Source organism: Achromobacter deleyi, assembly GCF_016127315.1.
Classification (GTDB): domain Bacteria; phylum Pseudomonadota; class Gammaproteobacteria; order Burkholderiales; family Burkholderiaceae_B; genus Achromobacter; species Achromobacter insuavis_A.
The window spans coordinates 6,031,112-6,051,973 of sequence record NZ_CP065997.1 but is presented as its reverse complement, the minus strand read 5'-3'; the positions used below and the strand labels follow the sequence as shown (position 1 = coordinate 6,051,973).

At 70.9% G+C, this 20,862-nt stretch carries 21 protein-coding genes; 14 read left to right on the top strand and 7 right to left on the bottom strand.

Going from position 1 to position 20,862, the window contains the following annotated elements:
* The first annotated feature begins 76 nt into the window (after positions 1-76).
* The gene (locus I6I07_RS27235; RefSeq protein WP_198484455.1) at positions 77-1,048 is read left to right on the top strand and encodes a LysR substrate-binding domain-containing protein; all 972 of its coding nucleotides are present in this window, start codon (positions 77-79) and stop codon (positions 1,046-1,048) included.
* 62 nt (positions 1,049-1,110) lie between these two features.
* On the opposite strand, the gene I6I07_RS27230 is transcribed toward I6I07_RS27235, so the two are convergent.
* On the bottom strand, positions 1,111-1,539 hold the full coding sequence (locus I6I07_RS27230; protein WP_198484454.1) for a tautomerase family protein: 429 nt from the start codon (positions 1,537-1,539) through the stop codon (positions 1,111-1,113).
* A gap of 228 nt (positions 1,540-1,767) precedes the next feature.
* Between I6I07_RS27230 and I6I07_RS27225 the strand changes: the two genes are divergently transcribed.
* From I6I07_RS27225 to I6I07_RS27215, 3 genes are all read left to right on the top strand, one after another.
* Positions 1,768-2,235, top strand: coding sequence for a winged helix-turn-helix transcriptional regulator (locus I6I07_RS27225; RefSeq protein WP_232625768.1), 468 nt, complete (start codon positions 1,768-1,770; stop codon positions 2,233-2,235).
* Complete coding sequence (locus tag I6I07_RS27220; protein WP_198484452.1) at positions 2,232-2,681, top strand: DUF4952 domain-containing protein; 450 nt, start codon at positions 2,232-2,234, stop codon at positions 2,679-2,681. Before I6I07_RS27225 ends, I6I07_RS27220 begins: the two co-directional genes overlap by 4 nt.
* Before the next feature lie 96 nt (positions 2,682-2,777).
* Positions 2,778-3,965 carry an NAD(P)/FAD-dependent oxidoreductase gene (locus I6I07_RS27215; protein ID WP_198484451.1) on the top strand — a complete coding sequence of 396 codons (1,188 nt, stop codon included), beginning with the start codon at positions 2,778-2,780 and terminating at the stop codon, positions 3,963-3,965.
* 34 nt (positions 3,966-3,999) lie between these two features.
* Here the strand turns inward: I6I07_RS27215 and I6I07_RS27210 are convergent, their stop codons facing one another.
* From I6I07_RS27210 to I6I07_RS27200, 3 genes are all read right to left on the bottom strand, one after another.
* The gene (locus tag I6I07_RS27210) at positions 4,000-5,013 is read right to left on the bottom strand and encodes a LysR family transcriptional regulator (RefSeq protein ID WP_198484450.1); all 1,014 of its coding nucleotides are present in this window, start codon (positions 5,011-5,013) and stop codon (positions 4,000-4,002) included.
* A gap of 25 nt (positions 5,014-5,038) precedes the next feature.
* Positions 5,039-5,839 (bottom strand): N-formylglutamate deformylase, encoded by an 801-nt coding sequence (gene hutG / locus I6I07_RS27205; RefSeq protein ID WP_198484449.1) that lies wholly within the window; start codon positions 5,837-5,839, stop codon positions 5,039-5,041.
* A 154-nt stretch (positions 5,840-5,993) separates the two neighbouring features.
* The gene (locus tag I6I07_RS27200) at positions 5,994-6,923 is read right to left on the bottom strand and encodes a LysR family transcriptional regulator (protein WP_198484448.1); all 930 of its coding nucleotides are present in this window, start codon (positions 6,921-6,923) and stop codon (positions 5,994-5,996) included.
* Positions 6,924-7,110: 187 nt separating this feature from the next.
* Between I6I07_RS27200 and I6I07_RS27195 the strand changes: the two genes are divergently transcribed.
* A complete protein-coding gene (locus I6I07_RS27195; RefSeq protein ID WP_232625767.1) occupies positions 7,111-8,298 on the top strand; it encodes an MFS transporter in 1,188 nt (395 codons plus the stop codon).
* Here the strand turns inward: I6I07_RS27195 and I6I07_RS27190 are convergent.
* Both I6I07_RS27190 and I6I07_RS27185 read right to left on the bottom strand, forming a co-directional pair.
* Complete coding sequence (locus I6I07_RS27190; protein WP_198484447.1) at positions 8,286-9,494, bottom strand: MFS transporter; 1,209 nt, start codon at positions 9,492-9,494, stop codon at positions 8,286-8,288. The two genes, I6I07_RS27195 and I6I07_RS27190, sit on opposite strands and share 13 nt — an antisense overlap.
* Before the next feature lie 106 nt (positions 9,495-9,600).
* The gene (locus tag I6I07_RS27185) at positions 9,601-10,182 is read right to left on the bottom strand and encodes a TetR/AcrR family transcriptional regulator (RefSeq protein ID WP_198484446.1); all 582 of its coding nucleotides are present in this window, start codon (positions 10,180-10,182) and stop codon (positions 9,601-9,603) included.
* Between the two features lie 334 nt (positions 10,183-10,516).
* On the opposite strand from I6I07_RS27185, the gene I6I07_RS27180 reads away from it, so the two are divergent.
* Positions 10,517-12,085 carry an ABC transporter substrate-binding protein gene (locus I6I07_RS27180; RefSeq protein WP_198484445.1) on the top strand — a complete coding sequence of 523 codons (1,569 nt, stop codon included), beginning with the start codon at positions 10,517-10,519 and terminating at the stop codon, positions 12,083-12,085.
* A 33-nt stretch (positions 12,086-12,118) separates the two neighbouring features.
* Here I6I07_RS27180 and I6I07_RS27175 read toward each other — a convergent pair whose 3' ends face one another.
* Complete coding sequence (locus I6I07_RS27175) at positions 12,119-13,036, bottom strand: LysR family transcriptional regulator (RefSeq protein ID WP_198484444.1); 918 nt, start codon at positions 13,034-13,036, stop codon at positions 12,119-12,121.
* Positions 13,037-13,118: 82 nt separating this feature from the next.
* On the opposite strand from I6I07_RS27175, the gene I6I07_RS27170 reads away from it, so the two are divergent.
* From I6I07_RS27170 to I6I07_RS27135, 8 genes are read left to right on the top strand one after another with little or no spacing between them, the layout of a single operon-like run.
* Positions 13,119-14,246, top strand: a complete 1,128-nt coding sequence (locus I6I07_RS27170; protein ID WP_198487690.1) for an NAD(P)/FAD-dependent oxidoreductase — start codon at positions 13,119-13,121, stop codon at positions 14,244-14,246.
* Entirely contained in the window at positions 14,227-14,523 is a 297-nt protein-coding gene (locus tag I6I07_RS27165) for a (2Fe-2S)-binding protein (RefSeq protein ID WP_061071615.1), read from the top strand. The genes I6I07_RS27170 and I6I07_RS27165 overlap by 20 nt, the downstream gene beginning before the upstream one ends.
* Positions 14,520-15,917: an NAD(P)/FAD-dependent oxidoreductase gene (locus I6I07_RS27160; RefSeq protein WP_198484443.1), complete on the top strand. Its 1,398-nt coding sequence runs from the start codon at positions 14,520-14,522 to the stop codon at positions 15,915-15,917. Before I6I07_RS27165 ends, I6I07_RS27160 begins: the two co-directional genes overlap by 4 nt.
* Positions 15,914-17,053 carry an NAD(P)/FAD-dependent oxidoreductase gene (locus tag I6I07_RS27155; RefSeq protein WP_198484442.1) on the top strand — a complete coding sequence of 380 codons (1,140 nt, stop codon included), beginning with the start codon at positions 15,914-15,916 and terminating at the stop codon, positions 17,051-17,053. The genes I6I07_RS27160 and I6I07_RS27155 overlap by 4 nt, the downstream gene beginning before the upstream one ends.
* Positions 17,050-17,991, top strand: coding sequence for an ABC transporter permease (locus I6I07_RS27150; RefSeq protein ID WP_054475811.1), 942 nt, complete (start codon positions 17,050-17,052; stop codon positions 17,989-17,991). Before I6I07_RS27155 ends, I6I07_RS27150 begins: the two co-directional genes overlap by 4 nt.
* Positions 17,988-18,860, top strand: coding sequence for an ABC transporter permease (locus I6I07_RS27145; RefSeq protein WP_054432107.1), 873 nt, complete (start codon positions 17,988-17,990; stop codon positions 18,858-18,860). The genes I6I07_RS27150 and I6I07_RS27145 overlap by 4 nt, the downstream gene beginning before the upstream one ends.
* The gene (locus I6I07_RS27140) at positions 18,857-19,858 is read left to right on the top strand and encodes an ABC transporter ATP-binding protein (RefSeq protein ID WP_198484441.1); all 1,002 of its coding nucleotides are present in this window, start codon (positions 18,857-18,859) and stop codon (positions 19,856-19,858) included. The genes I6I07_RS27145 and I6I07_RS27140 overlap by 4 nt, the downstream gene beginning before the upstream one ends.
* Positions 19,855-20,838, top strand: a complete 984-nt coding sequence (locus tag I6I07_RS27135) for an ABC transporter ATP-binding protein (RefSeq protein WP_198484440.1) — start codon at positions 19,855-19,857, stop codon at positions 20,836-20,838. Before I6I07_RS27140 ends, I6I07_RS27135 begins: the two co-directional genes overlap by 4 nt.
* The last annotated feature ends 24 nt before the right edge of the window (positions 20,839-20,862 follow it).

Sequence of the window (20,862 nt, the reverse complement as noted above, 5' to 3'; positions counted from 1 at the left end):
GCCTGAATGGTCACGCATCCGCCGCGCGCGCGATAGCGATAGTTATTCAATCATGGGTTGAGATAAACTCAACCCTATGCCGACTTTGCCCACCCACATGCCGCCGCTGGCGGCGCTGCGCGCCTTCGAGGCGGTCGCCCGCCTGGGCAGCCTCAGCCGCGCCGCCGCCGAGCTCAATGTCACCAAGAGCGCCGTCAGCCATCAGCTGCGCGCGCTGGAGGCCGACCTGGGCGTGAGCCTGCTGCGGCGGGGCGGCACGGTGCGCCGCGCGGAAACCACCGAGGCCGGCGCCGCGTTGCTGGCTTCCGTACAACAGGCCTTGACCCTGTTGGAGACCGCGTGCCGCAATGCCCGGGCCAGCGCCCGAGGCAAGCGGCGCTACAACCTGAACGTGTCGGCCAACCCTTCGCTGGCGGCGTTGTGGCTGGCGCCGCGCATCGGCCGCTTCATCGAATTGCATCCGGATATCGACATCCAGGTGTTCCTGCACGCCAGCCAGGATCCGGCCTGGAAGGCGCAGGACATCGACCTGGCGTTCCTGCACGTGCGTGGCCTGGGCCCGCACCTGGCCGCGCCGGGAGACATCCCGCTGATGACCGAGACCGTGGTGCCGGTGTGCAGCCCGGCGCTGGTCGCGCCGGGCGAGCGCGACGATCCGGCCGTCTTCACGCGCCATCGCTGGCTCGAGGAAAAGCACATCGACAGCCCCGAAACCGATTGGCGCACCTGGCGTCCGCGGCTGGGCCTGCCGGAAAGCGCGGGTCAGGACCCGCTGGTGCTGAGTGGCCTGAGCACGGTGGTGGCGGCGGCCGCGGCGGGCGTCGGCATCGCCCTGGGGCGCGCGCCGCTGATCGACGAGGAACTGGCCAGCGGCCGGCTGGTGGCGCTGACGCCGGGCCTGCGCATGCCGGGATCGTGGGGCTATGTGATGCGCATCCACGCCAATCGGCCGATGGATGCGTCGCTGCCGGCGCTGGTGGAATTCCTGGCCGAGGAAGGGCGCGGCGCCACGGCGTCATGGCGCGAAGCGGCTGGGGCCGGGCGCTAGCGCGGTTATGTGACGGGCGACGGGCGACGGGCGGCGCGGTCAGGCCGACACGGCCAGCACGGTCAGGCCGATACGGCCGGCACGGTCGGTCGGTTGTCCGCGCGCCACTGTTCGCTTTGCGGCGTGCCGGGCACCGGCGGGCGCATGTCCTGGATGGTCCACAGCCCGAACGGCGTTTCATCGATATGGATTTCCCAGCGCAGCCCGCGGTCCGCGACATAGGGGGCCAGCAGCCGGCCGACCGCGCCCAGGAACCTGCGCCGGGTCTCGTCCTCGTGGATCTGGCGGGCGATATGGTCGACCGAGATGCGCACGAAGTCGTCGGCGCGTTTGCCGCCGATGAAGAACGAGGACCTGGGCACGGGATGGAACACCAGCCCGACATAGAACTTCGGCAGGTCGGTGTAGAGCGCGGTGATGCGTTCGGCGATGGCCTGCTTGTCCTCGTCGGAAAAGGCGTCCTGTGGGTGATAGATGTTCCAGAGCGGCATGGCGGGGTTCCTTTTGGGAGAGGGGCGAAGGCACGCCGGCAAGGGCGGCCTGGGGGGAAACGGGCGGTGGCTATCAGTCGGTATAATTATTGACTTCAATTATTGAAGTTGTAAAGCAAGGGCCGTGGCACGGACGCTTGAGCGTTGTCCGCCCGACTGCGATACTGCGATGGCCGCGTTCCAGCGGCACGGCAAAGGGAATCCATGCGCGCCAAGAGTTTTGAAGGAATGGTCTGCTCCATCGCCACGGTGCTCGATGCCGTTGGCGACCGCTGGGCCATGCTGATCCTGCGCGACCTGGTGCTCGGCCTGCGGCGCTATGACGACCTGCGCCGCTCCACCGGCATCGCCAACGCGACGCTGGCCGACCGGCTCAGGCAGCTGGAACAGAACGGGCTGATCGAGCGCCGCCTGTACCAGAGCGGCCCCGACCGCCATGAATACCTGCCCACCGCCAAGGGCCGCGACATCGCCCTGGTGCTGCAGGCGCTGGCCCAGGTCGGCGACCAATGGCAGCCGGAAGGCGGGCCGCCGCTGCGCTTCATGAACGCGCGGACCGGCCGGCGCGTCGAGCTGGGGCTGGTCGAGGAAGGCACCGGCGCCCGCGTCGGGCACCAGGACCTGCGGGTGGAAGCCGGACCGGGCGCGGATGACCTGATGCGCTGGCGGCTGGCACAGAAGACGGAGCGCGCATGATGGCCCTGGCTCGCTGGTTGCGAACCCTGCTGCTGCCGGCGGTGTTGTTGCTGCCGTCTGCCGCGGCGCAGGCGCAGGCGCAGGCCGCGCCCACGCCCGGCTGCGAGGATTTCCTGGCCGTGCTGGGGGACAAGCCCGACGCCATCGAATACCTGGGCTGCCGCCAGGAATGGGGGCAGGGCAAGCCGCTGGTGGCGCGTTATCGCCTCGACGGCGCCGACGCCGCCGGCGTCGAACGCTATCTGCGCCAGCGCTTCGGTCTCGAGCCGCTGCACTTTCGCTGCTGTGGCTGGGATGCGCCGCCGCATTCCTGGCGCGATCCGCGCACCGGGCACGAATACATGATCGCCTTCGGCTCCGAGGAAACGCTGGTGTCGTCGCGCGCCCAATGGGGCCGGATCGACAACTTCCATATCCGGGTCGAGCGCTACACCGAGGACATCTGAGGCCGCGCTTTTATTCAGTATTCGTCGCGCTGATATAACGGCCGCCGGCCGCGGCCGGCGTCACACTGCCGCCATTCATCCATGGGGAGTGTGCGCGTGAAGCGTTATGACGTGATTGTGATCGGCGCGGGCGTGGTGGGCAGTTCCGTCGCTTTCCACCTGGCGGCCCTGGGCGCGAAGAGCGTGCTGGTGCTGGACCGCGCCACCATCGGCGCCGGCACCACGGCGCAGTCCTCGGGCATCCTGCGCACCCATTATTCGGTGCGCGAGAACGTCGACCTGGCGCGGCGCTCGTGGGGCGCCTTCACCGATTTCGCCGCCTATGTCGGCGACGAGGACGCGGCCAGCGGCCTGGTCCGTTGCGGCTATCTGATCGCCGCGGCCGACGACGACAAGCGCGCGCCGCTGGACGAGGCCCTGGCGCAGCAGCAGGCGCAGGGCATCCCGGTGCAGCGGCTGGACGCGGCGCAAGCGCGCGAACTGCTGCCGATCGCCGATTTCCACGACGCGGCGCTGATCGGCTTCGAGCCGGAGGCCGGCTTTGCCGACGCCTATCTGGTCGCCACCAGCTTTGCCCGCGCCGCCCGCCGGCGCGGCGTGACGATCCGCGAGAACGTCGCCGTGCGCGGCCTGCTGCGGCAAGGCGGGCGCGTGACTGGCGTGGCCACGTCCGAGGGCGACTACGCCTGCGGCGTGGTCGTCAGCACCCAGAACATCTGGACCGCCGAACTGGCGGCGTGGACCGGCGTGGCGATGCCGCTGGCGCCCGAGCGCCACGCCGTGCTGGCCCTGGAATGCGCGGCGGCGCCCTACGGCTATTCGATGCCGGTCTTCAAGGACCTGGCCTCGCCCGGCATGCTGTATTGCCGCAGCTACGGCGGCAGCCAGATGCTGGTCAGCGAGGGCACGGTCGGCGAAAAGCTGCCGCCCGGCGAGGCGGAGCAGGGCGACATTGCGCTGGACTACGTGGCCGGCGTTGGCGAGCAGGCGGCGGCGCGTTTTCCGGCATATGCCGAGGCCGGCCTGGCGTCGTCCTGGACCGGCGTGTATGACGTGACGCCGGACTGGAATCCGGTGCTGGGCCGCATCGACGGCGTGGCGGGACTGGTGGCGGGATTCGGCTTTTCCGGCCACGGCTTCAAGCTGTCGCCCGCGGTTGGGCGGGTGCTGGCGCAGGAAGCCCTGGGGCTGGCGACGGATGTGCCGCTGGCGCCCTACGCGCTGGCGCGTTTCGCGCGCGGCGCGCTGTTGACGGGCAAGTATGGGCAGGGCGCGGTGTCGTGATGCCGGCATGGCGCCACCGGGGCGGCGGCGGGCGTCAGCGCCGCAGGTTGCGCCAGAGCGAGGCGTGTGGCAAGTCCAGCGCCGGCGCGATGTCGTGCTGCATCAGCTGTTCGACGGCCACCAGGATCACGTTGCGGGCCTCGGCCGGCAGCTTGCCGGCTTCCTGCGGCCGCGCCGCCAGATAGAACGCGCGCGCCAGGTCGGGGTCGTCGGCGCGGGTCTTGTCCAGATAGGGCGCCAGCGGCAACACCCGCAGCTGGCCGATGAAATGGCGCGACTGCCAGATGCACAACGGCGTGCTGATGGCAAAGCCCAGGCCCGCCGTGACCAGGCTGAGCAGCGGATCGGTGTTGTCGAATTCGAAGCTGCGTTCGACGAAGACGCCGCGCGATTCCAGCAGCCGGTCGATGGCGGCGCCGATGTGCGAGCGCGCGCTGTAGCGGATGAACTGGCTGCGGCGCCCCAGCTGCGCCAGTGAACCGACGTCGTCCGGCGCCATGGCGCGCGGCAGCACCAGCAGGTAGGGCTCGCTGAACAGGCCGAGCTTGCGGATGGCCGGCGGATCGGCGGTGGCGCTGGTGCTGATCACCAGGTCCAGTTGGCGCTCTTCCAGTTGCCTGTCCAGCACCGGCGTGATGCCGGACCACAGCCGGATCTGGCGCGAAGCGCCGGACAGGCCGTGGATCAGGGTCGGGCCGAGCGTGCCGGCGAACGAGTCGACGCAGCCGAAGCGCACGATGTTGCGCCGCGCGCGGCTCAGGTTGCGCACGCTTTCGGTCATGTCGCCGGCTTGCGCCAGCAGTCGCGAGGCATGCTCGAACAGCAGGTCGCCGGCAGGCGTGGGGCGCGCTGGGCGCGTGCTGCGGTCCAGCAGTTCGGTGGACAGCGCGGCCTCGAGCTGCTTGATGCGTTGCGATACCGCGGCCTGCGACAGGCCCAGCAGGCGGGCCGCGCCGGACACCGATGCCGCCTGCACCACCGCCACCCAGGCCAGCAGCAGGCTCCAGTCCGGGTAGGGGTCCGCGTCGCGGTAGGGCAGGCGGTTCATCGGCGCGGTCGGGGCGGGCGCGGGATCAGCGCTTGCGGGCCAGCGTCTGCGCCAGCGCGGCGCGCACCATGCCTTCCACCACGGGAATGACCTTGGCGGCGGCGTTGGCCTGGTAGCCGTAGGGGTAGGTCTCGTCCATGTAGGTGGACTGGCACATTTCCAGCTGCACCGCGTGGATGTCATCGGCCGGCGAGCCATAGTGGCGCGTGATGTAGCCGCCCTTGAAGCGGCCGTTGACGGCCGTGGAGTAGCCGCAGTCGGGCAGGCGCTCGGCGAGGGCCTCCAGGATGTCGGGCGCGCAGCTGGCGCCGTCGGCGGTACCGATGTTCAGGTCCGGCAGCTTGCCTTCGAACAGGCGCGGCAGCACGCTGGCGATCGAGTGCGCTTCCCACAGCAACACCGTGCCGTGCTCGGCGCGGATGCGGTCGAGCTCCTCGCGCAGCTTGTCGTGATAGGGCTGCCAGTAGGTATGCAGCCGGTGGGCGCGCTCGTCGTCGGTGAGCGCCGCGCTGTTCAGGTAGAGCGGCTCGCCGCGGAAGGTGTGGGCCGGGCACAGGCCGGTCTTGGTCTGGCCGGGATACAGGCTTTCGTCGTCGGGCGAGCGGTTCAGGTCGACCACGTAGCGCGAATAGCGGGCGCCGAGCACGGACGCGCCCAGCGCGTCGGCGAACTGGTACAGCGTGTCCAGGTGCCAGTCGGTGTCCCCGGACTGCTGGCCGGCGGTCGTCATCCGGGCGCGCTGGGCGTCGGGGATCTGGCTGCCGAGGTGGGGGATGGATATCAGCAGCGGCGCGGTGCCGCGGCTGAAGTGGTAGATGGCGCTCAAGAAAAACTCCGGGATGGGTGATGCGGGTCAGGCAGGCGCGGCGGACGGCCGCGCCGGGTGCCGCGCTATGCTAGGCAGGCTGCGGGACACGGGCATTTGCATCGCAATAAACGATACTGATCATCATCATAGCTGATTCAATTTGGGCTGATCCCTACGCGCCCCAAGGCGGCGCGGCGGCCCAGCGCGCGGCGATGCCGTCGATCAGGTGGCGCACCTTGGGCGCCAGGTGGCGGCGGTGCGGATACACGGCGCACACTGGCGCGCCGGGCGGGGCGTAGGCCTCGAGCAGCGGCACCAGGCGGCCGTGCCGCAGGTCGTCGCCCACCAGGAAGGCGCCCAGTTGCACGATGCCCATGCCGGCCAGCGCGGCGTCGCGCAGCGCTTCGGTATGGCCCAGGCGCAGGCGGCCGGCGACGGCGATGTGGCGTTCCTGGCCCTGGCCGGCATAGCGCCACGGCACCGGCGCGCCCTGGTGGCTGAAGGCCAGCGTCTGGTGGCGCGCCAGGTCGTCGGGCGAGGCGGGGGCGCCGTGACGGTCCAGATAGGCGGGCGCGGCGCAGGTGATGAGCCGGTGCGGCGCCAGCACGCGCCGCACCAGGCGGCTGTCGGCCTCGCCGCCGATGCGGATGGCGACGTCGATGCCGTCGCGCACCAGGTCGGCGTATTCATCCGAGAAGCTGACGTCGGCCTCGACCTCGGGCCACTGCCGCAGGTAGTCGGCCAGCAGCGGCAGGATGTGCAGGCGGCCCAGCGCCACCGGCAGGTCGATGCGCAGGCGGCCGCGCGGCGCCTCCTGGCGGCTGGCCATGACGCTGGTGGCGTTGTCGACCTCGGCCACGATGCGCTGCGCGTGTTCGTAGAACAGCCGGCCTTCGTCGCTCAGGCTGACGCTGCGGGTACTGCGATGCAGCAGCCGCGCGCCCAGGCCCTGTTCGAGCCGGGCGATGCACTTGCCGATGGCCGAGCGCGACAGCCTCAGGCGCTCCGAGGCCAGCGTGAAGCTCTGGGCGTCGGCGACGCGGATGAAGGCGATCACGTCGCCGATGTGGTCGATGCCGGTGGCAGCGGAGGGCGGCGTCATGGAACGGCTCCAGAAGCGGGTGGAACCCTGCGCCTGATTGGCGACGATTCGTCCCTTTTGTTTCGTTGAAGGCCTACTTTATCAGCGAAATGGAATCAGTAGACTGGCCTGGCCAGCGTCGCCGGGCGGCCTGGCGCGAGCGCCCGTCCGGCGTTTTTTCTGGTTCCTGTTTGGCGAGAGGCTTTCGATGACCCGTGGTATTTCCCTCAATCCGGCCGCCGCGCGCGGCGAATCGCCCCGCGCCGCCTGGGCCGGCGTGCTGGCGGCCGGCATGGCGACGTTCTGCGTCGTCACCACCGAGATGTTGCCGGTGGGGCTGCTGGTGCCCATCGCCGCCAGCCTGGACGTGTCGGTGGGCCGCGTCGGCTGGCTGATGGTGGTGCCGGGCCTGCTGGCCGCGCTGTGCGCGCCGCTGGTGGTGATCGGCGCGCGCGGCATCGACCGGCGCCGCATCCTGTGCGGCCTGCTGTTGTTGCTGGCCCTTGCCAACCTGGGCAGCGCGCTGGCGCCGGGCATGGCGGCGTTCCTGGCCGCGCGGGTGCTGGTCGGCGTCTGCATCGGCGGCATCTGGGCGGTGGCCGGCGGCCTGGCGGGCCGGCTGGTGCCCGCCGCGTCGATCGGCCTGGCCACCGCCGTCATCTTCGGCGGCGTGGCGGTGGCCTCGGTGCTGGGGGTGCCGCTGGGCGCGCTGATCGGCAATCTGGCGGGCTGGCGCAGCGCGTTTGGCGCGATGGCGGCGCTGAGCGCGGCGGTGCTGTTGTTGGCCGCGCTGGCCTTGCCGCCGTTGCCGGTGGCGCAGTCGGTCACGGCGCGCCAGCTGGCGGATCAGTGGCGCAATCCGGGGCTGCGGCGCGGGCTGTTCATCACCCTGTTCCTGGTGGCGGGGCATTTCATGGCCTATACCTTCGTGCGGCCCGTGTTGCAGACGATGGCGGGGTTCGCGGCCGACTGGATCGGCCCGCTGCTGTTCGCCTACGGCGTGGCCGGCATCGCCGGCAATTTCCTGGCGGGCGGCGCGGCGGCGCGGCGCCTGCGCGTGACGTTGCTGGCGATCGTGTCGGGCCTGTTGGCGACCCTGGCGCTGCTGCCCTGGCTGGGCGACCTGCGCGGCGCCGCCGGGGCCTTGCTGTTGCTGTGGGGGCTGTCGTACGGCGGCGTGTCGGTCGCGCTGCAGACCTGGGTGATGCAGGCCGCGCGCGGCGCGGTCGAAGCGGCGACGTCGCTGTTCGTCGGCGTGTTCAACCTGGCCATCGCGCTGGGGGCGCTGGCGGGCGGCGCCAGCGTCGATCACTGGGGCCTGCCCGCTACGCTGCTGGCGGCCGCGGCCTGCATGCTCGCGGCGCTGGCGGCGCTGGCCGGACGCTACGGCCGATGACCGGGGCGAAAGCCGTGCCCGCGCGCCCGCCATGCGGCCAGCAGCGCGATCGCGGCCAGCGCGGCCACCGTCCAGGCAAAGGAGCCGGCGCCGGCCGTGTCCAGCAGGGCGCCGCCGAGCATGCCGCCGCAGGCGATGCCGAGGTTGAAGATCGTCACCAGCATCGACTGCGCCACGTCGGCATGCTCGCCGGCGGTGTCGGCCAGGGCGGTCTGCAACAGCGTCGGCGCGCCGCCGAAGCTCAGGCCCCACAGCGCCACGCCTGCCAACAGCACCGCCGGGTTGCCGCCCGCCAGGCCCAGTGCGCAGGCGGTCAGCGCGAACAGCGCCAGTGAAAGAAGTGTCAGCAGGCGCAGGCGCTGGTCCACGAGTATGCCGGTCAGCCACAGGCCGACCACCGCGCTGGCGCCGAATACCAGCAACACCAGATCGACCGAGGCCGGCTTGCCCAGGTGGATCAGATAGGGCGCGATGTAGGTGTAGAGCACGTTGTGCGCCAGGATCCAGGTGAACAGCACGAACAGGATCGGGCGGATGCCCGGCAGCAGGAAGGTGCGCGCGATCGGCTGGCGCTGGCGCGCGGCCTGGCCGGCGAAGTCGGGCACGGCCATGCGCACCCAGATGACCAGCGTCAGCGATACGGCGGCCATCAGCCAGAACACGCCGCGCCAGTCCATCAGGCTGCCGAGCCAGGCGCCGGCGGGCACGCCGATGCACAGGGCCAGCGGCTGGCCCGCGCCCACCACCGCCAGGGCGCGGCCCTGCTGGCGCGACGCCACCATGCGGCGCGCATAGCCGGCCAGCAGTCCCCACAGCAGGCCGGCCGCCATGCCGCCGACGAAGCGCGCCGCCAGGGTCAGCGCGTAGTGGGTCGACAGCGCGGTGACCACATTGAAAACGCACAGGCAGGCGATCGCCAGCAGCAGCAGGGGCCGGCGGTTCCAGCTGCGGGTGGCGGCGATGATGGGAATCGCCGCCAGCACCGAGCCGGCCGCGAACAGGGTCACCAGCTGCCCGGCCAGGGCCTCGGAGACGCCCAGGCCCTGGCCGATCTGCGGCAGCAGGCCGGCGGGCACGGTCTCGGTCATGATGGTGATGAAACCGGCCAGCGCCAGGGCCAGCAGCTTGCCCAGCGGCAAGCCGTCGGCGCTGTCGTGGGAACGGGCGCCGGCAGGCAGGGGAGGGGTGAAACTCATGCGGAACTCCGATTGAACATAAATTGGAACGATCGTTCCAGAAAAAGTCGAAAAAAAAAGGCGCCGGGAGGTCCAGGCGGCGTTGGGAAAAGGCAGGGCATGGCCGCTAGATCGTGCCCAATGCGACCGAGATCACGTCGCCCAGCCACTGGCGCCGCTCGCGGGCATTGCTGCCCTTGGCGACCACCCGCAGGCCCTGGATGGTGGTGACGATGAAGCGGGCCAGCGCGCGCGGCGATTTGTTGGCATCGATGTCGCCGCTGGCCTGGCCCTCGGCCAGGATCTGCTCCAGCGCTTTCTCCAGCCGCTGGAAATTGCGCCGCACCAGTTCGGCCACCACTTCGTCCTGCCCCGCCATTTCCAGCGAGGCATTGGCCACCAGGCAGCCGCGCCGACTGGCTTCGCGCAGTTCGTCGTCGGCGATGAAGTCCAGCAGACGGCCGATGCGCTCGCGCGCGTTGCCGGGTCGGGCCAGCAGGTCGAGGTTGGCGGCGGTCAGCGCGTGGTAGCGCCGCAGCGCCGCTTCATACAGGCCCTGTTTGCTGCCGAAGGCGTTGTAGAGGCTGCCACGGCCCAGCCCCGTGCCGTCCACCAGGTCCTGCACGGAGGTGGCGGCATAGCCGCGCCGCCAGAACACCTGCATGGCGGCGTCGGCGACCTCGTCGGGTTCGAAATCCTTGGTACGCATGGCGTGCTATATGGAATGATCGTTCAAATAAGAATACGGTCCATGGCAAGCCAGCGTCAAGCAAGACCGTCCTCGCCGAAGGGGCTTTGCGGCGCCATCGGGCGTTGGTGTTTTCCCTGAAATCGCGGTTTTTTCCGGTATCAGTAGTAACCACTAGCCGCGCCTGCGGTTCCCGGGCATGCGAGGCGGCGCAAGGCCAGGATATAACCCTGGGGAATAGGTCAAGGACTTGAAGGACTTTGACGCCATGCTCTCCCGCTTCTAGTCTGCCAGCAAGCCGTACCTCTGACTGCAGATGACCAAAGCCGCCGACGCGCGGCACACAAGGGAAGTCATGAACCGTCCTGCCACCACTTTCGTCTTCGCCGCCGCGCTGTTCGCGGCCTGTAGCGCCGGGCTCGGCGCCCCGGCCTTCGCCCAGGAGCGGCCGATGCTGCGCATCAGCTCGGGCGCCGCCGACAACGCCACGCTGGATCCGCATCGCGCCACTTCCACCGCCGACAAGGGCGTGGCCGCGCAGATGTTCGACGCGCTGGTGCGCTTCCCGGCCGGCAGCGCCGACCCCAAGGCGCTGGAGCCGGACCTGGCCGAGCGCTGGGAGGCCTCGCCCGACAGCAAGACGTGGACCTTCCACCTGCGCCACGGCGTGCAGTTCCATGCCGGCTATGGCGAGCTCAAGGCCGAGGACGTGGTGTATTCGATCCAGCGCGCGGCCGATCCCAACCGGTCGAGCTTTGCCGCCACCTTCGCCCTCATCGACAAGGTCGAGGCGGTCGACGACTACACCGTGCGCTTCACGCTCAAGTATCCGGATGCCGCGTTCCTGGGCCGCGTGTCGAACTATCACGGCGGCAACATCGTCAGCAAGAAGGCGGCCGAGAAGCTGGGCGACAAGTTCGGCGCCGCGCCCGTGGGCACCGGCCCGTTCGCGTTCGGCGAGCACATCACGCAGCAGTACGTGAAGCTGGTGGCCAACGACGCCTACTTCCGCGGCAAGCCGAAGCTGGCCGGCATCATGTACCGGATGATCCCGTCGGACAGCGCGCGCGAACTGGCCTTCACCTCCAACGAGATCGACGTGATGCAGGGCAAGCGCGAGCAGCGCTGGGTCGAGCGTTCGGCCAAGCGCGGCATGCAGGTCGACATCTTCGAGCCGGCCGAATTCCGCACGCTGCACCTGAACCGCAACATCAAGCCGCTCGACAACCTCAAGGTGCGCCAGGCGGTCGCCGCCGCCATCAACGTCGACGAGATCGTGCGCTACGCCGGCAAGGACGTGGCCGAAAAGGGCTGCTCGGTGGTGCCCAACGGCTACCTGGGCCAGGACTGCGGCGCCGGCGGCTACGCCTATGACCCGGAACGCGCCCGCAAGCTGCTGGCCGAGGCCGGCTTCCCGAATGGCATCGAGATCAAGTCGATCGTCTCCAACATCTCGGCGCAGCAGCCCATCATGGAGATCGTGCAGGCGCAACTGGCCAAGGCCGGCATCAAGCTCAACATGGAAGTGGTGGACCACGCCACCTACCAGGCCAAGAGCCGCCAGGACCTGAGCGGCCTGGTGTTCTACGGCGCGGCCCGCTTTCCCAACGCCGATACCTACCTGACCGAGTTCTACGACTCGGCCGCGGCCATCGGCGCGCCGGCCGCCATGTCGAACTTCTCGCATTGCTCGGTGGCCGACGACGCCATCCGCCAGGCCCGCGTCGAACCCGATCCGGCGCGCCAGCTGGCCTTGTGGAAGGAGGCGCAAGCCAAGATCCATGGCGACGTCTGCGCGGTGCCGCTGTTCGGCCTGAAGCAGGTGTGGGTGCACGGCGACCGCGTCAATTACGGCTACGCGCTCAAGGGCGCGCTGAACCTGCAGCCGCCCGTGACCGAGCTGACCACGCTCAAGGCGCCTTGAGCCGGGCGGGCCGGCGCCCCGTGCGCGGCGGGTTCACTGGCCCTTGAGCACTTCCCGGGAGATCTGCGCGGCGACGTCGCGCGCTTCCTGGATGAAGGTCTCGACCAATGCCGCGTTGCGCGATGCCTGCGTGCGGCACAGCTGGAAATGGAAATTCAACTCCGGATCGAACCGCCGCAGCACCAGGCGGTTCTGGAACCCTTCGGCGAACAGCGGATGAATCAAGGAAACCCCCAGGCCGGCGGCCACGAATTCGCACACCGTCGGCGCCGTGCTGCTGTCGAGCACCACGTTCAGGCCGGCGCCCGCGCCGTCGAACGCCTGCCGCACCAGCTCCTGCGTCTGGCTGTCGGCGCCGAACGACACGAACGGCAGCCCGTCCAGGTCGCGCGGCCGGATCACGCGCTTGCGCGTCAGTTCGTGGTTGACCGCCATGGCGCACACCAGCGGATAGCGGAACAGCGCCTCGCGCTCGATGTACGGGTTGTCGACGCGGCTGCCGACCAGCGCCACGTCGATGTGGCGGGTGGCCAGCCAGTCGGCCAGGAACAGCGAGCCGCGGATCTGGATCGACACCCGCACGTCGGGATGGCGCGCCAGGAACTGCATGGTGGCGCGGCGGATGAAGGCGCCCGACAGCGCCGGCAGCACGCCGACGGTCAGCGTGCGCTGCTCGTCGCGGCGGATCGAATCGACCGCCTGCTCGACCTGGCGCAGGCCGCTGAAGACGCGCTCGATCTCCTGGTACAGCCGCATGCCGCGCGCGGTCAGCGCGAGCTTGCCGCGCACGCGGTCGAACAGCGTCAGCCCGGTATCGGCTTCCAGGTGCGCCAGCAGCTTGCTGACGGCGGGCTGCGACACGCCCAGCACGATGGCGGCCTGGCTCACGGTGCCATGTTCCACCACCGCCTTGAAGGCCTCGATCTGCCGCAGGTTCAGGGTCTCTTTCATGCCATAACCAAAAAGGGCGGCAACCGGTTTGCCAGTCGCGAAGGTTATAGCGTGGCCGGACACGATGCAAGGACGCTTCGCCATGGCGCATGACTACGACGTGATCGTGGCCGGCGCCGGCATGGTCGGCGCGGCCGCCGCCTACGGCCTGGCCGCGCAGGGCAACCGCGTACTGCTGCTGGACGGCGCCGATACCGATTACCGCGCCGCCAAGGCCAACTTCGGCCTGGTGTGGCTGCAGGGCAAGGGCCACGGCAATCCCGCCTACCAGCGCCTGTCGCGCCAGGCCGTGCGGGCCTGGCCCGAATTCGCGCGCCGCTTGCAGGAAGACAGCGGCATCGCGCTGGACTATGAATGCCGAGGCGGGCTGCACTTCTGCCTGAGCGATGACGAATTGGCCAGCCGCGCCCAGCGCATCGGCAACTGGCACCGGCAGGCGCCCGAAGCCCCCGCCTGTACGCACATACTGGACCGCGCCGAATTGCGGCGCCGCTTCCCGTCCCTGCGGCTGGGCGACGCCGTGGCCGGCGCCAGCTTCGGCGAGCAGGACGGCCACGTCAATCCGCTGCGTCTGCTGGCCGCCTTGCAGACCGCCTTCCTGCGGCGCGGCGGGCAACTGCGCAACCGCCATGCGGTCAGCGCCATCGCCGGCCTGCCGGGCGGCGGCGTCGAAGTGACGGCCGGCGCGCTGCGCGCCCGCGCGCCGCGCCTGCTGATCGCCGCCGGCCTCGGTTCGGCCGCGCTCGGCGCCATGGCCGGGCTGGAGGTGCCGTTGCGGCCCCAGCGCGGCCAGATCCTCGTGACCGAACGCCTGGCGCCGCTGTTGCCGGTGCCCGCCAGCGGCATGCGCCAGACCGGCGAGGGCACCGTGATGGTGGGCCTGACGCAGGAGGAGGTGGGCTACGACCTGGGCACCACCTCGGCCGCCGCCGCCCGCATGAGCCGCAACGCGCTGCGCATCCTGCCCGGCCTGGCCGGCGCGCGGCTGGTGCGCCACTGGTCCTGCCTGCGCGTGATGACGCCCGACGGCGCCCCGGTCTATGCCGATTCCCCGACCCACGATGGCGTGTCCATCGCGCTTTGCCATTCCGGCGTGACGCTGGCGTCGTTCCACGCGGGGCCCTATGCCCGCGCGCTGGCCGGCGGCGCGCCGCTCGATTCCCTGGATGCCTTTCACCATGAGCGCTTCAATGTTCAGAAAACTGCCTGAGTCCGACGCGCCCGCGCTGACGCTCACCATCGACGGCGAAGCCGTCAGCGCGGCCCCGGGCGAGACCGTGGCCGCGGTGCTGCTGCGCCAGCGCACGCCCGCCAGCCGGACCACGCCGGTGCACGAAAGCCCGCGCGCCCCGTTCTGCATGATGGGCGTGTGCTTCGACTGCCTGGCCATCGTCGACGGCGTGGCCTCGACCCAGACCTGCCTGGTCACCGTGCGCGACGGCATGCGCGTGGAACGCCAGTTCGGCAAGCGGAGCGTGCTGCCATGAAACGTGAATTCGATGTGGTGGTGATCGGCGCCGGCCCGGCCGGCATGAGCGCGGCCATCGGCCTGCGCGCGCAGGGCCTGACGGTGCTGGTGGTGGATGAACAGCCGGCGCCGGGCGGCCAGATCTGGCGCGCGGTCGAGGCGGTGGCGGCCACGCCCACCGGCCGCCTGCTGGGCGACGAATACCGCGCCGGGGCCGGCCTGGCCGAGCGCTTTCGCGCCTGTGGCGCGTTCTACGAGCCCGATACCCAGGTCTGGCAGATCGAACCCGACTGGCACGTCTACATGACGCGCCAGGGCCGTGCCGAGGTGGTGCGGGCCGGCCGCGTGGTGCTGGCGCTGGGCGCGCAGGAACGGCCCGCGCCGTTCCCGGGCTGGACCCTGCCGGGCGTGCTGACCGTGGGCGCGGCCCAGATCCTGCTCAAGACCTCGCGCCAGGTGCCGGCAGAGCCGGTCTGGGTGGCGGGCAGCGGCCCCTTGCCGCTGCTGTACATGGCGCAGCTGCTGCGCGCCGGCGGTCAGGTCGCCGGCTGGCTCGACACCTCGCCGCCCGGCGGCTGGCGCCGCGCGCTGCCGTGGCTGGGCGACGCGCTGTCGGCCTGGGGCGACGTCAGCAAGGGCCTGGCCTGGTTGCGCGAGATCCGCGCCGCCGGCGTCAAGCGCGTGCGCGGCGTCACGGCGCTGCGCGCGCTGGGCGGCGATCGCCTGCGGGAAATCGAATACACCGCCGGCGGCGTCACCGCCCGGGCGCCGGCCAGCGTGCTGCTGTCGCACGAGGGCGTGGTGCCGTCCATCCACATGACCCGCGCGCTCGAATGCGCCCACAGCTGGAATGCGCAACAGGCCTGCCTGGCGCCGGACCTGGACGCCTGGGGCCAGACCAGCCGGCCCGGCATCTACGTGGCCGGCGACGGCGCCGGCATCGGCGGCGCGCAGGCCGCCTGCGTGCGCGGCGAACTGGTGGCGGCGGGCGTCGCGCTGCACGCCGGCCGCCTGGCGCAGTCCGCGGCCGACGCGCTGGCCGCGCCGCTGCGCGCGCGCCTGGCCGGACTGCTGCGGTTGCGGCCGATGCTGGACGCGCTGTATCCGCCGCGCGCCGGCATCTTCGCGCCGTCCGATGACACCATCGTCTGCCGCTGCGAGGAACTGACCGCCGGCGACATCCGCCGCGCCGCCGCCATCGGCCAGCCCGGTCCCAACCAGATCAAGTCGTACACCCGCGCGGGCATGGGGCCGTGCCAGGGCCGCCAGTGCGGCTACACCATCGCCCACATCGTCGCCGCCGAACAGCAACGGCCGGTGGCCGAGGTCGGCTTCTACCGCATCCGCCCGCCGCTCAAGCCGTTGACGCTGGGCGAGCTGGCTTCGCTGGACATCGAGGAAGAACAGGCATGAGCGCACGGCATTGCGATGTGATCGTGATCGGCGGCGGCCTGCATGGCCTGTCGGCCGCGCTGCACGTGGCGCGCGAGGGCCGGCGGGTGGTCGTGGTCGAAAAACACTGGGTGGGCCGGCACGCCTCGGGCGCCACTGCCGCCGGGGTGCGCACGCTGAACCGCGACCTGGGCGAGCTGGACCTGTCGCTGGAGGCCATGGACATGTGGCACGCCATGGCCTCGCTGGTGGGCGACGACTGCGGCTTTCACGCCAACGGCCAGATCTGCGTGGCCGAGACGCCGGCGGCGCTGGCCAAGCTGGAGGCGCGCGTCGCCGACCTGCGCGCCCGCGGCTACACCCACGAAGAGCTGATCGGCCCCGACGAACTGCGCCGCCTGCTGCCGGACCTGAGCCCGCATTGCCTGGGCGCGTCGATCGCCCGGCGCGACGGCGCGGCCGATCCGCATCGGGCGCTGCGCGCCTTCCGCGCCAGCGCCGAGCAGGCCGGCGTGACCATCATCGAGCACTGCGGCGTCACCGGCCTGGAACGGCAGGGCCAGGACTGGCGCGTGCTGACCGAGGCCGGCCCGTGGACCGCGCCCAGCGTCATCAACGCGGCCGGCGCCTGGTCGGCGCGCATCGCGGCGATGGCGGGCGACGAGATTCCGCTGGCGACCAAGTCGTCGATGATGATGGTGAGCGAACGCCTGCGGCCCTTCATCAAGCCGGTGGTGGCCATCATGGGCCGCTCGCTGTCATTCAAGCAGTCGGACCAGGGCACGCTGGTGATCGGCGGCGGCCTGCAGGGCATTCCGGACCTGGACCGCGAGACCTCCACCGCCCGCATGCGGGTGCTGGCCAAGGGCGCGCACGCCGCCACCGACCTGTTCCCGGCGGTGCGCAACATCCGCATCGTGCGGGTCTGGGCCGGGCTGGAGGCCAAGACCGACGACATGCTGCCGGTGATCGGCCCGTCGCCCAACGCGCCCGGCGTGCTGCACGCCTTCGGTTTCTCGGGCCATGGCTTCGAGCTGGTGCCGGTGGTGGGCGCGGCGCTGGCGGACCTGGCGCTGCGCGGCCACACCGCGCGCGCCATCGGCAATCTGCGGGCCGAGCGGCTGCTGTCGCCGCCGGCCAAGGAGCAATCATCATGATGCGCTATGCCATCAAGCGCCTGCTGCTGGCGATCCCCACGCTGCTGGCGATGCTGACCGCGGTCTTCATCCTGGTGCGCCTGGTGCCGGGCGACCCGGCCGCCGTCATGCTGGGCGACCAGGCCAGCGCCGAAGCCCTGGCCGCGCTGCGCCTGCGGCTGGGCCTGGACCTGCCGACCTACGTGCAGTACGGCCGCTTCCTGGGCGACATGCTGACGGGCAACTTCGGCGTCTCCATGGCCAGCGGCCGCACCGTGCTGCAGGAGGTGGCGCTGGTGCTGCCATGGACCCTGCAGCTGACGGCCGCCGCCATCCTGATCGGCGTGGCCTTCGGCCTGCCGCTGGGCATCTGGGCGGCGCTGCGCCGCAACGCCTGGCCCGACTATCTGGGCCGGCTGCTGTCGCTGACCGGGCTGTCGTTTCCCGCTTTCGTGTCGGCCATCCTGATGCTGCTGGTGTTCGCCATCCAGCTGCGCTGGTTCCCGGTGATCGGCAGCGGCGGCGGCAGCGACTGGGGCACGCAGCTGCGCAACCTGGTGCTGCCGGCCTTCAACCTGGGCCTGATCATGATGGCCTACGTCATGCGCGTGACGCGCTCATCCATGCTGGGCGTGATGGGCGAGGACTACGTGCGCACCGCCCGCGCCAAGGGCGTGCGGCCCTGGCGCCTGGTGGTGCGGCATGGCCTGCGCAATGCGCTGATCCCCATCGTCACCGTGGTGGGCCTGTACTTCGGCACGCTGATCGGCAACTCGGTGCTGACCGAGATCGTGTTCAACCGCCCCGGCCTGGGCAAGCTGATCCTGGGCGCCCTGAACAGCCGCGACTACACGCTGCTGCAGGGGCTGATGGTGGTGTTCGCGTCGTGCGTGATCGTCGTCAATCTGCTGACCGACCTGGTGTACGGGCTGGTCGATCCGAGGGTGAAATACCAATGAGCGCCATCGCCGCCGCTTCCCCCGCCCGCCCCAATGCATTGTGGCAGGCCCTGTCCCGCAACCGCCTGTCGTGGGTCGGCATCGGCCTGCTGCTGCTGATCGTGCTGGCCGCCGTGCTGGCGCCGTGGCTGGCGCCGCACGATCCGCTGCAGCAGAACATCGCCTACCGGCTGGAGCCACCCTCGGCCGAGTTCTGGCTCGGCACCGACAGCTACGGCCGCGACGTGCTGTCGCGCCTGATCTACGGCGCCCGCGTGTCGCTGCTGGTGGGTTTCGTCGCCATCCTGATCGCCATGTGCATCGGCTCGGCGCTCGGCATCCTGGCCGGCTACGTCGGCGGCCTGGTGGACCAACTGATCATGGGCCTGGTCGACGTGCTGCTGTCGTTCCCCACGCTGCTGCTGGGCCTGATGGTGGCCGCCATGCTCGGGGCCAGCCTGGAAAACCTGATCATCGCCATCGCCATCACCGAGATCGCGCCGTTCGTGCGGGTGGCGCGCGCGCCCACCATCGCGCTCAAGCAGCGTGACTTCGTCGAGGCGGGCAGGGCGCTGGGCTATGGCCCGCTGCGCCTGATGGGCGTGCACATCCTGCCCAACATGGTGTCCGACGTGGTGGTGCTGGGGTCGCTGTGGATGGCCTCGGCCATCCGCACCGAGGCCTCGCTCAGCTTCATCGGCCTGGGCGTGCCGCCACCGGCGGCCACCTGGGGCGGCATGATCCGCGAAGGCTTCGAGAACATCCTGGACGCCTGGTGGCTGACGGTGTTCCCCAGCGTCGCCATCCTGCTGACCGTGCTGGCGCTGAATCTGCTGGGCGACGCGCTGCGCGACGCCATCGACCCCAAGCTGCGTTCGGAGCGTTCATGAATCCAGAGACCCAAGCTCCCGTGCTGGAACTGCGCGCGCTGCGCACCGAATTCCGCGCCGGCGGCGCCTGGCATGCCGCGGTGCGCGACGTGTCGCTCAGCGTCGGCCGCAACGAAACCCTGGCGGTGGTGGGCGAATCCGGCAGCGGCAAGAGCGTGACCGCGCTGTCGGTGCTGCGCCTCTTGCCCGGCGCCGGCGCGCGCCATGGCGGCGGCCAGGTGCTGCTGGATGGCCAGGACCTGACGGCCCTGTCCGAGAAGCAGATGAGCAAGCTGCGCGGCGAGGCCATCGCCATGATCTTCCAGGAACCGATGACGTCGCTGAACCCCACCATGACGGTGGGCGACCAGATCGCCGAGGCCATCCGGCTGCATCGGCGCGTGTCGTGGAAAGAGGCGCGGCGCCAGGCGCTGGCGGTGCTGGAAGAGGTCAAGATCCCCGCCGCCGCGCGCCGCTTCGGCGACTATCCGCACCAGTTTTCGGGCGGCATGCGCCAGCGCGTCATGATCGCCATGGCGCTGGCCTGCAAGCCGCGCGTGCTGCTGGCCGACGAGCCCACCACGGCGCTCGACGTGACCATCCAGGCGCAGATCCTGAGCCTGCTGTCGGACCTGAAAGAGGCGCACGGCATGGCCGTGCTGTTCATCACCCACAACCTGGGCGTGGTGGCGCAGATCGCCGACCGCGTCGCGGTGATGTATGCGGGCGAGGTGGTCGAGACCGCCGACGTGGATACGCTGTTCGCGCGGCCGACGCACCCCTACACCGAGGCGCTGCTGCGCGCCATGCCGCGGGTGGACGCCGACAACCAGGAACTGGAATCCATCCCCGGCGGCGTGCCGGCGATCACGGCCATGCCCGCCGGCTGCGCCTTCGCGCCGCGCTGCCGGCTCAGGCAGGCGCGCTGCGAGAGCAGCCGCCCGCCGCTGGCCGCCATCGGCCAGGGACACCAGGTGCGCTGCGTGGTGCGCGCCGAACCGTACAAGGACGTGGCATGAGCGAGTTGTTGCAGGTACGCAATCTGGTCAAGCGCTTCGACAGCGGCGGCGGCTGGCTGGGCGGGCCCCGGCAGACGGTGCGGGCGGTCAACGATGTGTCGTTCAGCGTCGCGCGCGGCCAGTCGCTGGGGCTGGTGGGCGAGTCCGGCTGCGGCAAATCGACGGTGGCGCGCACCCTGCTGCGCCTGATCGAGCCGGACGAGGGCGGCATCGTGTTCGACGGCCACGACATCCGCCAGGCCGGCGCGGCCGCGTTGCGGGCGCTGCGCCAGCGCATCCAGATCGTGTTCCAGGATCCCTATGCCTCGCTCAACCCACGCCGCACCGTGCGCCAGGCCCTGGCCGAGCCGCTGCGCGTGCACCGCCGCGGAGACGCGGCCTGGATCCGCGCCAAGGTCGAGCAGACCATCCAGGAAGTGGGGCTGCCGCTGTCGGCGCTGGACCGCTATCCGCACGAGTTCTCCGGCGGCCAGCGCCAGCGCATCGGCATCGCCCGCGCGCTGGTGCTGGACCCGGAACTGATCGTGGCCGACGAGCCGGTATCGGCGCTGGACGTATCGGTGCAGGCGCAGATCCTGCAACTGCTGGAACGGCTCAAGCGCGACCGCGGCCTGTCGTTCGTGTTCGTCTCGCACGACCTGGGCGTGGTGCGCCATTTCTGCGATACGGTCTGCGTCATGTACCTGGGCCGCATCATCGAGCGCGGGCCCACCGCGCAGGTGCTGGACCGGCCGCTGCATCCCTACAGCCGGGTGCTGCGCGATTCCTCGCCGGTGCCCGACCCGCGGGCGCGCATCCGGCTGGCGCGCATCGAAGGCGAGATTCCCGCGCCCACGCACCTGCCGCCGGGCTGCGCTTTCCATCCGCGCTGCGCCCGGGCGCAGGCCGATTGCAAGCAGCAGGCGCCGGCGCTGGCGGGGGCAGGGGAGCGCACGGTGGCCTGTTTCCATCCGCTGGAGGCCGAGCGGACGGTGGGGTAGCCGGCGCGGTGTTGCGCGGTCCGG

Coding starts and splice junctions, on each gene's coding strand:
- I6I07_RS27235 (WP_198484455.1), top strand. CDS start 77: ATGCCGACTTTGCCCACCCACATGCCGCCGCTGGCGGCGCTGCGCGCC.
- I6I07_RS27230 (WP_198484454.1), bottom strand. CDS start 1,539: ATGCCGCTCTGGAACATCTATCACCCACAGGACGCCTTTTCCGACGAG.
- I6I07_RS27225 (WP_232625768.1), top strand. CDS start 1,768: ATGGTCTGCTCCATCGCCACGGTGCTCGATGCCGTTGGCGACCGCTGG.
- I6I07_RS27220 (WP_198484452.1), top strand. CDS start 2,232: ATGATGGCCCTGGCTCGCTGGTTGCGAACCCTGCTGCTGCCGGCGGTG.
- I6I07_RS27210 (WP_198484450.1), bottom strand. CDS start 5,013: ATGAACCGCCTGCCCTACCGCGACGCGGACCCCTACCCGGACTGGAGC.
- I6I07_RS27200 (WP_198484448.1), bottom strand. CDS start 6,923: ATGACGCCGCCCTCCGCTGCCACCGGCATCGACCACATCGGCGACGTG.
- I6I07_RS27195 (WP_232625767.1), top strand. CDS start 7,111: ATGACCCGTGGTATTTCCCTCAATCCGGCCGCCGCGCGCGGCGAATCG.
- I6I07_RS27190 (WP_198484447.1), bottom strand. CDS start 9,494: ATGAGTTTCACCCCTCCCCTGCCTGCCGGCGCCCGTTCCCACGACAGC.
- I6I07_RS27185 (WP_198484446.1), bottom strand. CDS start 10,182: ATGCGTACCAAGGATTTCGAACCCGACGAGGTCGCCGACGCCGCCATG.
- I6I07_RS27180 (WP_198484445.1), top strand. CDS start 10,517: ATGAACCGTCCTGCCACCACTTTCGTCTTCGCCGCCGCGCTGTTCGCG.
- I6I07_RS27175 (WP_198484444.1), bottom strand. CDS start 13,036: ATGAAAGAGACCCTGAACCTGCGGCAGATCGAGGCCTTCAAGGCGGTG.
- I6I07_RS27170 (WP_198487690.1), top strand. CDS start 13,119: ATGGCGCATGACTACGACGTGATCGTGGCCGGCGCCGGCATGGTCGGC.
- I6I07_RS27165 (WP_061071615.1), top strand. CDS start 14,227: ATGTTCAGAAAACTGCCTGAGTCCGACGCGCCCGCGCTGACGCTCACC.
- I6I07_RS27160 (WP_198484443.1), top strand. CDS start 14,520: ATGAAACGTGAATTCGATGTGGTGGTGATCGGCGCCGGCCCGGCCGGC.
- I6I07_RS27155 (WP_198484442.1), top strand. CDS start 15,914: ATGAGCGCACGGCATTGCGATGTGATCGTGATCGGCGGCGGCCTGCAT.
- I6I07_RS27150 (WP_054475811.1), top strand. CDS start 17,050: ATGATGCGCTATGCCATCAAGCGCCTGCTGCTGGCGATCCCCACGCTG.
- I6I07_RS27145 (WP_054432107.1), top strand. CDS start 17,988: ATGAGCGCCATCGCCGCCGCTTCCCCCGCCCGCCCCAATGCATTGTGG.
- I6I07_RS27140 (WP_198484441.1), top strand. CDS start 18,857: ATGAATCCAGAGACCCAAGCTCCCGTGCTGGAACTGCGCGCGCTGCGC.
- I6I07_RS27135 (WP_198484440.1), top strand. CDS start 19,855: ATGAGCGAGTTGTTGCAGGTACGCAATCTGGTCAAGCGCTTCGACAGC.